The sequence below is a fragment of the Aneurinibacillus sp. XH2 genome, from assembly GCF_001439585.2.
Taxonomy (GTDB): Bacteria; Bacillota; Bacilli; order Aneurinibacillales; family Aneurinibacillaceae; genus Aneurinibacillus; species Aneurinibacillus thermoaerophilus.
This window is the reverse complement of sequence record NZ_CP014140.1, coordinates 345,139-357,502: the sequence shown is the minus strand read 5'-3', so window position 1 is coordinate 357,502 and position 12,364 is coordinate 345,139. Positions and strand designations below refer to the sequence as shown.

The following is a 12,364-nucleotide window of genomic DNA, read 5'->3' as shown; positions in this document are numbered from 1 at the left end:
TCTTGTTTTTGTATCATGTCATTCTCTACTATACTTAATTTTAAAAGATTTTGCAGGTAACGTATACTAGACGAAGATAATATTGTAAATGTTTCAAGAAAGCCCCGCGGTCTTTGCCCGCTTACCCTCATGTTTATATAGCAAAGGCAGAACGCTACGTTGCGAGTTTTTCAAGCGATATCATCAGAAAACAGTCCGGCTGATGGAGCAGCCGGACTGTTTCGCACTGCTAAAATGTAGGGGTTTTTGCGGGAGCCGGCTGGTTCTTGGCGGTTCCTTCCCCTAGTTGCCCTGCTCCGTTTTCGCCCCAGGCCCAGACCGTTCCGTCCTCTCCAATGGCGAAACTGCTGCCGGACTTCGCATATACTTGTTTGATATTTGATAGTTTGCCAACCTGAACAGGCACGCTGCTTTCCTTTCCTTCTGTTTTTCCTATGCCTAATTGCCCTTGATTATTTTTGCCCCAGGCCCAGACTTTTCCGTCTTCATCAAGCGCAAGCCCGTGATCTTCACTTACAGAAATCATCTTGATTTTAGTGAGGACTTCGATTTTTACAGGCATCAAACGATTTTCTCTCGTTCCATCACCCAATTGTCCTTCATCGTTCTTGCCCCAGGCCCAAACCGTTCCATCACTCTTCAAAGCAAAATTGCTGTCTCCAACCGTAAAGAGCTGCTGGACATCGGATAAAAAGTTAACCTGGACAGGAGTTTTACTAGCACCATTACTACCATTACCAAGCTGGCCGAAATCGTTATTGCCCCACGCATACATATTGCCACTCCGTTGAAAAGCGATGATATGGTTCGTTCCCATGACGATCCTGGAAATTCCTTTCAAATCATCAATGCGGACAGGGATGTAGCGGTCTTTGGTCGTGTCGTCGCCAAGCTGACCTTCATTGTTACGGCCCCACGCATAAACCGTGCCATCATTTTTTACGGCAAACGCGTGGCCCTGACCGCCAGCAATGGACGCTATGTCCCGCACCTCCAAAACTCTCGTGGGCGTTTTAACAAAGGCTCCTGCTCCTTCGCCCAATCCCAGCTGGCCGTATTTATTGCTGCCCCACGCATAAATGGTGCCATCCTTCGTTAATGCCAGACTATAGCCATTGCCATCACTGTCGTTGGCCGCTACGACTTCTATAACATCGCTCAATCCTTTTACCTGTACCGGCGTATTGCGTGACTGGTTCGTACCATCGCCCAGTTCGCCGGATTTGTTTGTGCCCCAGGCCCAGACCGTTCCGTCGTTGGTCAGCGCCAGGAAATGCTCCTTGCCATTCACAATGGTTTTTATATCGCTCAGCTCTTTAAAAAGCTGCGGGGTCGCAAGGTTTTTGCCTTGTTCTGTTGTCGGTAGGAAGTTTTCCTTTCCGCTTCTCCAAACTTCTTTTTTACCGATGAAGAAGGTGTGGTCTTTATCTCCCTGAATGCTTACAATTTCATTTTGAATTTGGAATTTCTGTGTGACCGAGGCGCTGAGTTTCTTGCCTGACTTGGCGTAAATACTATCGTTTACGCACAAAAAGTATGTTTGTCCCGATCCATATCCGTTTGTGGGCGGTTTGACCGTAATGGTTTGATCTTTATCGCCAAACACAAGCGTGACAGATACTTTATTGCCGGATTCATCCTTTACGAACAAAGCGCTATCATCGACCGTATAGCGTTCGATTGGCGTATTAAAACGAATCACCCATCTTACGTCAGTCGGCTGTTTGGCTTTCGCGTCCATTCCGTTTTCGGTCTGGATGCTGACAACAGCCGGCGCTCCTGTTTTGATTTCCTGTGCCAAAACAACCGGCGCTCCGGGCAACCATGCACCAGATAGTAACCCACACGCCGTGACCAACGGAATCAACGTGTTCTTTTTATTCATCTTTTTCCTCTCCCAATTATTAATAGTCGATCTAATTATTATTCTACTTTATTATAGGTCTTTTTTAGAAGAAAATCGTTTTATTTCCTTTATGATTTGCAAGCGAACGTTTTTGAGCGGCGGGAGCGAAGCAGCCATAACGCGAGGAGAATACTATAGAAAACGCCAAAAGCGTCCAACCAGACGTCAAGCAGCATGCCGTTGCGGTGGGCGGTAAAAAGCTGGTGGAAAAAAGCCTAATAAAAAGACGAGCGCCAAGCACTCGTCTCTTTCACTCATTGCTTTCCTGTTGTCATCTGCTTGATTCTGCGCGCCGTTTCCAGAAGCGGTTTTTTCTTCTGGCCGACCCAACCGATGAGCTCGGCGACAAGTTGCAAAATGAATAGCAACGCGCATACGATAATGAGCGCGCCCCACAGCGTTGACTGCGAGAACACAATCGCCGCAGTCGCGAATACGAAGCTGATACCGTAGATTGCCAGCACTGCGCCGCGGTGAGACAATCCCATCGCCAGCAGGCAGTGATGTAAGTGCTCCTTGTCTGCCACCGAAATCGGCTGCTTATTGAGGAAACGACGCACCATCGCAAAAATCGTGTCCGACAGCGGTACCCCAAGAATCAGAATCGGTATAATAAAAGCAAATAAGGTTGTGTTTTTGAAACCCATAATGGATAATGTCGCCAGATTAAATCCAAGGAACAAGGCGCCAGTGTCGCCCATAAATATTTTAGCCGGGTGGAAATTGTAACGGAGAAATCCAAGAATCCCGCCCAACAAGATCGCACAGTACAGAGCGACCACTGGATTTGGCATCACGAATACCGCCATAATCATCATCGCGGCCGTGGCGATGCCCGATACACCGGCGGCCAGTCCATCCAGCCCGTCAATCAGGTTAACCGCATTCGTAATCCCAACAATCCAAAAAATTGTAATCCCTATGGCAATCCAATCCCACTCAAAGCTTAGCATGCCCTGAAATGGCAAATTTACAAACTCAATTCGCAGGCCATAGTACACAACAACCGCCGCAGCCACAATCTGGCCTAATAGCTTCAACTTTGGAGACAATTCGAAACGGTCATCGAGCGCGCCCACCAGCACAATGATCGTACCGCCAATAAAGATTCCCAACGTCGCCCGAGAATACGTCTCCACCATCGCTTCAGAAGAAATGCCCATCTGCTCAAGAAACGGGCCAATTTTCTCAAGGAACGGAGGGAATACCAGCAGGTACGCCGCCAAAAAACCGAGGTAAATCGCAAGTCCTCCAAGACGCGGCATCAGACGCTGATGAACTTTACGGTGATTGGGCTTATCCACAGCGCCGACAGCAATCGCGAGCTTTTTCACAAGCGGCGTCGCTATGAGCGCCACGACAAGCGAAAGAATAAACCCGTAAATATAACTACTCTCCATGTTTCCTCTCCTTATATTTTCAATTATATCCTTCAGTCTTTTGCTTCATTTTCTACGCAGTATAACTTGATTCCACAGTACCGATAGCACGAACTTCGGCAAAAGCAACTGCCTTCTCCAACGCTTCGGCTGCGACAGAAGACGATACAGCCATTCCAGATTCAGTTTCTGCCAGACTTCAGGCGCCCGCTTGACTTTACCGGACAGTACGTCAAAGCTGCCACCGACGCCCATCGCCAGATTGACCGGCAAATCGGGCAAATGGCGGGCGATCCACTCTTCCTGGCACGGGGCGCCAAGCGCCACAAACAACAGGTGCGGGCGTTCCCGCTTGATATGATCCAAGATGTTCTTTTCCTCTTCCTTGGAAAAATACCCGTCAAAATGCCCGCTGTAACAAGCATTAGGGTATTGTTTCTTTAGTGTTTCCGCAGCTCCCGCGCTGGATTCGGGAGACGCACCAACCAGCATGTATTTCCAACCGTATGTATCGGCTTGCACCATCAAAGCGTGCAGCAATTCGTAACCCGCCACGCGCTCCGGCAATGGTTCGCCAATCCAGCGGGACGCAAGTACGACGCCAATTCCGTCCGGGGTAACCACTTCAGCCCGGCGCAACAAGTTCAAGTACGAAGGATGCTGGCGTCCCATCATAACAATCTCCGGGTTGGCCGTTACGACTTGTGTTTTCTTGTTGTCCACAATCCGGCGGGTGAGCAGTTCAACCGTCTCCTGCTTGGTCGCATGCAGAAACGGTACACCCAAGATGGTGACCCGCTTACATGTATCCATACCTGTATTCATCCATTCCCGTTTTTCTTCATCTACATACTAAGGTGGTACAATCCTCCATATAGATTATACCGCCTCCATTTTATATTAGATCCGACAAAAGTACAAACAAAAAAAGATCCCTTTTTCTCGACAAAATTTCACAACCTAGAGCTGTTGATTATGGTGAGTGTTTCCTCGTTTACTCATGGAAAGAAAGGATATGCTGCTTTATTGGCCTGGCGGGAACGCCGACCGCCGTACAATGGGCAGGCAAAGGCTTAGTAACGACCGCTCCCGCACCAACAACTGTATATTCACCGATTTCCATACCAGGAATCACGACCGCGCCGGCGCTTATCTGCGCCCCTTCGCGAACCGTGACATTGCCGGATAGGTTCGCACCCGGCAAAACCGCCGCATAGTCTTCAATGACGCAGTCATGGCCGACCGTACAACCGTAATTAATAAGCACGTGTTCGCCGATGGTGACATTGGTCGTAATGACGCTGCCCGCGCATATCGTCGTACCTTCGCCGATCTTGTTTTCATCGCCGCATACGGCAGTCGGATGAATCAAAGTAGCAAATTGTGCGGTCGGCTGCCATTGTTTTATGTGCTCTATGACTTTCTTTTTCACCTGCGGACTTCCTATCCCGCAAATGACAAACACATCCCGGAAGCGCGGTTCCGCTAACAAGTCCAATGGACCGAGCACCGGAAATCCATTGCGTATCTCTCCGTGAATGGATGGGGTGTCATCCAGATAACCGAGCACTTCCCACTCAGGCCGGACATTGTTGATGTCTTTGATTAGCTGGACGGTTTCCCTTCCTTGACCGCCCGCACCAAGAATAATGATTTTTTTCATGTTATTCCCCCTATACTCGGTAATACTTCCGATACCATGCCGCAAAACGATGTAACCCATCCGCAAGCGGGGTTTGTGGACGATAACCAGTCGCGCGGATCAGCTCCTGCACGTCAGCATATGTATCCTTTACGTCGCCCGGCTGCAACGGCAACCATTCTTTTTTTGCTTCCCGGCCAAGCACCTGTTCAAGCGTCTTAATAAATTCAAGCAACGAAACCGGTCGTTGGCTACCGATATTATAAATCCGGTACGGCGCATAGCTCGACGCCGGGTCCGGCGCTTCCGTCCTCCAGGCCGGGTTCGGCACCGAAACACAGGACATTAACCGCACAATCGCTTCCACCGCGTCATCAATATACGTAAAATCACGCTTCATATTTCCCCGGTTAAAAATTTTTATCGTTTCCCCGGCGAGAATGGCGCGGGTAAACGAAAAATACGCCATATCCGGCCGGCCCCATGGCCCGTAAACGGTAAACAGACGGACACCTGTCGTCGCAAGACCATATAAGTGGCTGTATGTATGGGCCATCAATTCATTCGCCTTTTTGGTAGCGGCGTACAGGCTTACCGGATGATTCACGTCATCATGTTCGGAAAACGGCTGCTTGCCATTCGCGCCGTACACCGAACTTGAGGACGCATACAACAAATGCTTAACCCGATGATGGCGGCACGCTTCCAGCATATTTACAAATCCGGTTAGATTTGAATCAGCATATACATACGGATTCTGCAAGCTGTGACGCACGCCGGCTTGGGCGGCCAGATGAATAACTATTTCGATTCGATAGGCGGAGAACAAGTCTTCGATTGCCTGCCTGTCCTCAAGCGCCGCCCGTACGAACGTGAAATGGGGTTGTCCGATAAGCTGTGCAAGCCGTGCTTGCTTCAGCGATACATCATAATAATCGTTGAGGTTATCAAGCCCGACCACAGGATACCCTTCGTGCAGCAAGCGTTTTACCACATGGAAGCCAATAAAGCCCGCACATCCTGTTACAAGAATGGTTTCTTTTGTTCCCATAAGCCGTTCCTTCTCTCTATGTTTGTTTTTTACTATTATACAATAGAACATTCACGGTAGCCGGTCGGGCCGGCAAAACATCTACCACAAAAAAATGCCCCCTGCCGGCGTATATCATCCGGCAGGGGGCTGGCTTTCTTCCTAGTTTCTGTCTTTTTTGTCGTTATTCTTTTTGTCTTTCTCTTCTTTATTTTTATCTTTTTCTTCTTTATCTTTGTCCTTTTTTGGTTCAACCGTTACGTCAAGCTTACCAACATCAATGCTTTTCAATTTGGCAGTAATGGTTGTTGTACCCGGCTTGTGCGCCGTTAACTCCCCTTTCCTGTTGACCGTCGCTACTTCCGGATTCGAAGACTCCCATGTTACACCCGAGCGAATGGATATTTTGCGCGGGAATGAAACATTTACTGTAAGCTGTTTGGTCTTGCCCGGAACAAGGCGACCCGGCTGAATGGACAGCGTTACATTTTTCCGGATGAATGCCTGAAGAAAAGCATTACGTGCTACATTATTTGGATCGATCTCCGCTGCCAAACGTTTTCTCATTTGAATGACTTCATCGATAGAAAGGGTAAGTTCAGCAAGTTTGTTTGCAAATTTCTTGTATTTGCCGTGCTCCAATGTTCGCTTAACAGCATCATCAACAATGTCATCCAGCGGTTTATTCGTATCCACCATATGATCCATCATGAGGTCAGCTATAATTTGCTTGCTAATATCCTTAACAAAATCAAGTAAATCTTTTATCCCAAACTCGTTCCCAAACAATTTTTGCAATGTAGCAGAATGCTTTTGTTTAAAAGAAAGCAGGTTTTCTTGTAGATTATCCGGCGTATAGAAAAGCAGCGTAAAGTCACGAAGAAGAAAAGTCGCTTCTTCAACTGTTACGCCTTTTTGTTTTGCCGCTTCAATAAATTGCGGGTTTTGAATCACGGTATCGCGCCACCAAATCAGGGACTTTTCCTGAATCGAATCGCGCACCTGGCGAAGCTGTGCCTTTCCCTCTGGGGTTAAGCCCTTAAGAACCTGAATAAACTCTTCAATATAGTCCGCTTTCATCCCCATCACAAAGTCATCCGCCTTCTCTTTTGCGTAAGAAACCTGCGGCGCAAAAGCAGCGACCGAAGGCAAGGCTACGGAAGCAGCCAGCACAGGCAGAAGCAACTTACGCGTAAACTTTCTTTCCTTCTTCATACTCAATCCCTCCATTTTCTTATTTAAGCGCATGTGGCAACCCGGCCAGCAGGGCACCAAACAGCCATACCCAGCGATTATCATATAAATCTCCACTAATCTGCGCGGCGTACAGACTGAAAAAAAAGCAAGTAATGACAGTAGCTATCAGAGAAACATCCATCCCTGAAAGTTCGCTCTTTTTCTTGCTTATCATTAACCGTACGGTTGCAAACGCAGCTACTGCCAGTACAATCAGAAATGCCGCAAGCCCAATCGCACCCAATTCGCACATCACTTCCAAAAAGATGTTGTGCGGATAGCGAATTTCTTCGGAGTACATCCGGGCAAACGAACCTGTCCCCCATCCTGTGAACCAGCGCTGCTGGAACAGATACCAGGCAGCCTCAGCAAATACAAAGCGGGCATCCACGGACGTCCCTTTATCTTCCTGAAACAGTAGAGTAAGCCGAATCCATGCGGTTCCTCCGGTAATCTTCTCCACAGGAATAACAGTAAATATGGAAACAAGAAGAGCACCGACAATCCCCAATGTCAGCAGAAAGCGGGAGCGCTTCTTGTTGCTGCTTTTCAACCAAATCAGTAAACCATACATGACAAGCGCCAAAATAAATCCAATGAACGCCTGCCGCGAGCCGGAGTAAAAAGCGGCAATTGCGTAGATGGCAAACGCGATATAGCCGCATACCGCAAAACCACGTACTTTAATACAGTTAATTAGAAACAGCGTACTCAGCGCCCCAATAACCATAAATCGCCCGAACACATTCGGACCGCCACCCAGTGCAGAAATTCTCCCATTAGCCAAACCGCCGCTCAGGACGCCGCCCGCGATCCCCAACAGTGCCAGGCCAAATGTGATGACAGCCAGTCCAAGGAAAAAGTTCACATAATGCTGCCGTGACGTCACCATGCTTAACGCCAGCACAAGCAAAGGCAACGTGTAAAAAGCAAACTCTATCAACTTTGTTGTCCCATAGGAAGGAGAAACGGAATACATCACTCCGGCTGCCAGCACCGCCAGGAAAAGCAAACAGGCAAATAAATAGGCTCTACTAAGAAGAGCATGAAATCTGCGGCGCATGATCATTACGAATACAGTCAAACTCAAGCTGAGAGCGGCAACATAGACCGGGCCATCTATCGTTTCCAGGAAAGGAACACGATTAAAGCGTCCGCCCAGCGATGTAATAACCAGCCCCAGCTCCGGCAGCGCAAAGATCACAAGCGCAAGCAGCACGACCACCAGCAAACCAATGATTTGAATAGCCGGAATGCTTACGCTCAGAGCAGCAAGCATCACACCCAAAAGCGACATACCGAAAAAAGGCAACATTCTTTCTTTGAGCCGGGGAGCTACGGTTTTAAACGACATATACTACAACGCCTTTCCGTGTCATTTTTTATGCGACATCTTTTGCTGTTTTATCTGTTCCGCACAACTTCCGAATGCTCATTGCCGAGAGGAAAAACAGAATCACATACCCGACTGCCATAACGCCTCCGTATAAGCCAATGGCCAGCGCAGGCGGAGCTTTCCACCAGGCCGCGCTGACAAGCGCGGCGATAATCAGCACGATCCGCCCGATCTGCCAAATAAGATGAACGTGCTGGCATTCAATAATATCAAGCGTCTGCGAGAGCGGAAATACAACAAACTGAATCAAGTACATGAAAGAAAGAATCTGGATGTATCGCCCCGCTTCGTACCAGATGCCTCCAAATACGAGCGCAAACAACTGCGGACCGGCGATCCCAAGCAACAAAGAAGGAAGGAGGCCAATGAAAAACAGTTTCTTTGCTGTTTGATAGAATAGACGAAGCAACTGTTCCGGATTTTGCCGGGCGAGCCGGGAAGATTCACCCGTATAGACCTGGGCTACAGATTGCCCGATCATGGTCATGGGCACACCGATAACCCGCTGTCCAAGAGCGAACCAGCCAAGAACCTGCGGCCCGTAGAAACTCGCAAGAATAAGAGCAGGCAGCTGCAAGCCGCTGCTGTTAAGAAGCCCGGACCAGCTGGAGAATAACGGGAACCGATAATAACGACAGGCCGCCTTTCCCACACCAGAAAGTGAAATCTTCCGCAAAATATGCCGGTCATAACGCCACGATAGCAGCGCTAACGTTCCGCTGCCGCTGACCCGTCCAACTACATCTCCATAAAGCAGGCCAGCCGGCCCTTTGATAAATAATCCTGCCAATATCTGTGTACATACCATTCCGAAGCTTTGACTGAATTTCGTACGTGAGATGCTGGCGAATCTCTTATAACGAATCGCCCAATAGTTAAGAGACTGGTAGAGACCCAGCCCCAGAAAGCTGACAGGCAGCAAAAACAGATACGGCAGCATCTTCTCTGCCTTCAACGATAATAGCAGCGTATCGCCGAACAAAAAAACAGCCGTACCTATGAGCAGCGTCATACCAAATACGACCAGGACAGATAAAGCAAATACATTGGCCGCTGTCTCTTCTTCTTCCGGTAGAAGGATCGCCAGCTCATACCGTAAAGATGAAATAACTACAAGAATCGATAACATAGCGGTAAATACCGCCAGTACACCGAAACTCTCCGGCGTATATAGCCGGCTAAGAATAGGAGATGCAAGGAGTAACAAGCCCTGCGTAAGCGCCGTGCCCCCTGCCAATACCACGACGTTTCTGGCAAATTTGCTTTTCGGCAGCCTGCGCTTGATTTTTTCTACTACCCCCTGAACCCCTGCTATTCTATTCACATAGTCCGCCTCCTGTATGTTCACTCAATTTATTTGCAGTCTACTCATTGCGAATTCCGCTTGATACCAGTGTGTAGTCAGCCGGTTTCGTATAAATGGCCATACCTCCGACCACCGCAGCGCCGGAGCCGGGAGCGATCCCAAGCCACACCCTCGCCACTTCAGGCCCGACAACGAAGAAAAGAGGATCGCTGTTGTCAGAGCCTGTAATATATACACCTCCATACCTTTTTTCTGACCAGTACGGAACATTTTCTTCCTTTCCTTTCAGCCACCCTCCATGTTTCGCGTTTACGATATTGCCCCTGGCATCATAACCTTTTATTACAACTCTCCCGGCACTGTTTCCCGGAGAAGCGCGTTTAACAACAAAAGATTTTACTTTTCTTGTATCGATCATGACGCCAAGCGCCGTATCTTTCACAATAAACGTACCATCCTGATTTCTGCTAATTGCCTGGCCGCTGACGCTACCAAGCACATCATTGGATCCGTCAGTCAAAAAAGACATGCCCACAAATGAAATGTGGCCGTCTGGCAGCATGCGGAACCGCTCAGACAGGTTATAACTGGCCAAAAGGTGGCTGTGCTCTTCCAGCACCCGCTCGGAAGCGCTACTGGTAATTGTGGACGGGTACAGGGAGCGATCATCAATACGCGCCGCTCCCATACCAGTCGAAATGACATTGTCACTGCTACCGTTAACGATACGCGCTGCATACGTACCGTTTCCTTCGTTCCGAATGTATTCAAACGTATTAAGCTTTCCATGTTCGATAAGAATTGGCAGCGCTTCAGCCCCCTGAACCAGCCCACTCTGGCTCAACTCAAAACTCGGTTTAATAAAAATATTATTATTGTTGTTTTTATACGTTCCATCCTGGCTTGTAATCACAACTCCGATTCGATCCTCGTTCGCATGAAGTGAGGGACGTACCGAAAATCGGCCTCCCATATACAAATTTTCGTTTATCCAGCCAATGCGACCGTTCTTTCCCTTTTGATTGGTCAGTTCCACTCCGATATGATTACCAATAAACTGACCGAGCCGTACTTCATTGTAGGCAAATCCTTTGCCAGCACCAATAAACTGGCTTCCTATGGTAAAGCAGTCGGCCTGTCGAATATCAATAAAGGAAGATGTGGCATTAAAAATCCGAATCCCGATCGCCTGCTTCGCCGGATCACTGGAAAGCCAAGCAGACTGCTTCTTTCGAATGACAGCAAGACCCGTGTAGGATGCCCGTGTCGTTTTCCCCTGCTCGCCAATTGTTACGAACGGTTCATACGCATCTCCTGTATAAATCAGGGGAGCGTGCTGCTCAACCGAGACATTCGGCGGTATCTGTATCGGGGTATCCAGGGCATAGCCCTCGGCAGGAGGAAATACCAAGACAATATTCGATTCAGGAGAAAATTGTGATGCTGACAGTTTCTCCGCATAAGCAATGGCTTGCGAAACGGCCAATGCATCATTCGTTTTACCATCCCCTACCGCCCCGAATTGCATCACATCTATCATTCGTTTTGCTTTCTGCGCGTCCTGCGTATTTCCGCCTTGAACGTTAACCTCCGGCTTTGATAGCAAAACAAACCCTACAGCTACGAAGCTCATGATAAGACTCAGAACAGATACATAGGTTGACCATCGATGCTTCATGTCTACTCCTTTGTCGGCAGTTGGGAGCCGTCTTCATATACAAGCGGTACGATAAACCTTTCTTCTTCCGCTTTGCTCTTTAGCTTGGAAGAATGTACAGGTATGGCGGCAACGGTACCGAGTACCGGAAGATCAAGATGACTCTCAATTTCTTCTTCTGTACGTATTCTCCGATCTGTTAATTCCAGCAAAAATGCCAGTCCAACCGAAACCGCCAATCCAAGAAAGAAAGCTGTACTGATATGCAACGCCAACGTTACCAACTTAGTCGAAGACGCCCGCTCCGCTTTTGCCTCCGCCAAAACTTGTATGTTTTCGATGTTCATCCGTTTAACAACTTCACTTTGGAAGGTAGCAGCGAGCATATTCGCTATCTGTGCTGCCTTTGTCGGATTACGATCTTCTACGGTAATGGCCATAACCTGCGAATGACGTATGCCGCTTACGCTGATTTTCTTGGCTAATGCTTTCCCTTTATCCGGCTCCCCCAGTTTCCCGGCAACAAGTTCCAGAAGGGAAGGGCTGATAATGATTTCATTGTAGGTTTTAATCAGTTCTACATTCGCCTCAAGCTCCGAGGCAGGAAGCAAATACATTCCGCTTTCCTGCCTGGCCTTATGAATCAGCAACTCAGCGGTCGCCTTATAAGCAGGAGGAATGAAAAAAAAGCTAAGCACAGCGCTGGTTAAGACTGCGGTTAGCGTGATGGTCACTATCATAAAAAGATATCGCTGCAAAACACGAAGAAGTCCTCGTACATCACTCTGTATCCGGTATTGTTCCATGCCTAT

The 12,364-nt window shown here is 48.4% G+C and carries 10 protein-coding genes; all 10 read right to left on the bottom strand.

The features are described from left to right. Positions 1-229 precede the first annotated feature (229 nt). The 10 genes from ACH33_RS01765 to ACH33_RS01720 all read right to left on the bottom strand — a co-directional run bounded on the left by ACH33_RS01765 (position 230) and on the right by ACH33_RS01720 (position 12,358). Entirely contained in the window at positions 230-1,885 is a 1,656-nt protein-coding gene (locus tag ACH33_RS01765) for an RCC1 domain-containing protein (protein WP_057897457.1), read from the bottom strand. 275 nt (positions 1,886-2,160) lie between these two features. Continuing rightward, positions 2,161-3,306 carry a glycosyltransferase family 4 protein gene (locus ACH33_RS01760; RefSeq protein ID WP_057897456.1) on the bottom strand — a complete coding sequence of 382 codons (1,146 nt, stop codon included), beginning with the start codon at positions 3,304-3,306 and terminating at the stop codon, positions 2,161-2,163. A 45-nt stretch (positions 3,307-3,351) separates the two neighbouring features. Next, the gene (locus ACH33_RS01755; protein ID WP_236781942.1) at positions 3,352-4,110 is read right to left on the bottom strand and encodes a WecB/TagA/CpsF family glycosyltransferase; all 759 of its coding nucleotides are present in this window, start codon (positions 4,108-4,110) and stop codon (positions 3,352-3,354) included. A gap of 169 nt (positions 4,111-4,279) precedes the next feature. After that, complete coding sequence (locus ACH33_RS01750; protein WP_057897454.1) at positions 4,280-4,948, bottom strand: acetyltransferase; 669 nt, start codon at positions 4,946-4,948, stop codon at positions 4,280-4,282. Positions 4,949-4,958: 10 nt separating this feature from the next. Further along, a complete protein-coding gene (locus ACH33_RS01745) occupies positions 4,959-5,978 on the bottom strand; it encodes an NAD-dependent epimerase (RefSeq protein WP_057897453.1) in 1,020 nt (339 codons plus the stop codon). Positions 5,979-6,119: 141 nt separating this feature from the next. Further along, positions 6,120-7,172, bottom strand: a complete 1,053-nt coding sequence (locus ACH33_RS01740; protein ID WP_057897452.1) for an Ig-like domain-containing protein — start codon at positions 7,170-7,172, stop codon at positions 6,120-6,122. 19 nt (positions 7,173-7,191) lie between these two features. After that, complete coding sequence (locus tag ACH33_RS01735) at positions 7,192-8,547, bottom strand: O-antigen ligase family protein (RefSeq protein WP_057897451.1); 1,356 nt, start codon at positions 8,545-8,547, stop codon at positions 7,192-7,194. A gap of 28 nt (positions 8,548-8,575) precedes the next feature. Then, complete coding sequence (locus ACH33_RS01730; RefSeq protein WP_057897450.1) at positions 8,576-9,913, bottom strand: lipopolysaccharide biosynthesis protein; 1,338 nt, start codon at positions 9,911-9,913, stop codon at positions 8,576-8,578. Positions 9,914-9,953: 40 nt separating this feature from the next. Further along, positions 9,954-11,573: a hypothetical protein gene (locus tag ACH33_RS01725; protein WP_057897449.1), complete on the bottom strand. Its 1,620-nt coding sequence runs from the start codon at positions 11,571-11,573 to the stop codon at positions 9,954-9,956. Between the two features lie 2 nt (positions 11,574-11,575). After that, positions 11,576-12,358 (bottom strand): YveK family protein, encoded by a 783-nt coding sequence (locus ACH33_RS01720; protein WP_057897448.1) that lies wholly within the window; start codon positions 12,356-12,358, stop codon positions 11,576-11,578. Between the last annotated feature and the right edge of the window lie 6 nt (positions 12,359-12,364).

Excerpts from the sequence above, each read along its gene's own strand:
- ACH33_RS01765 (WP_057897457.1), bottom strand. The coding sequence starts at position 1,885 with ATGAATAAAAAGAACACGTTGATTCCGTTGGTCACGGCGTGTGGGTTA.
- ACH33_RS01760 (WP_057897456.1), bottom strand. The coding sequence starts at position 3,306 with ATGGAGAGTAGTTATATTTACGGGTTTATTCTTTCGCTTGTCGTGGCG.
- ACH33_RS01755 (WP_236781942.1), bottom strand. The coding sequence starts at position 4,110 with ATGAATACAGGTATGGATACATGTAAGCGGGTCACCATCTTGGGTGTA.
- ACH33_RS01750 (WP_057897454.1), bottom strand. The coding sequence starts at position 4,948 with ATGAAAAAAATCATTATTCTTGGTGCGGGCGGTCAAGGAAGGGAAACC.
- ACH33_RS01745 (WP_057897453.1), bottom strand. The coding sequence starts at position 5,978 with ATGGGAACAAAAGAAACCATTCTTGTAACAGGATGTGCGGGCTTTATT.
- ACH33_RS01740 (WP_057897452.1), bottom strand. The coding sequence starts at position 7,172 with ATGAAGAAGGAAAGAAAGTTTACGCGTAAGTTGCTTCTGCCTGTGCTG.
- ACH33_RS01735 (WP_057897451.1), bottom strand. The coding sequence starts at position 8,547 with ATGTCGTTTAAAACCGTAGCTCCCCGGCTCAAAGAAAGAATGTTGCCT.
- ACH33_RS01725 (WP_057897449.1), bottom strand. The coding sequence starts at position 11,573 with ATGAAGCATCGATGGTCAACCTATGTATCTGTTCTGAGTCTTATCATG.
- ACH33_RS01720 (WP_057897448.1), bottom strand. The coding sequence starts at position 12,358 with ATGGAACAATACCGGATACAGAGTGATGTACGAGGACTTCTTCGTGTT.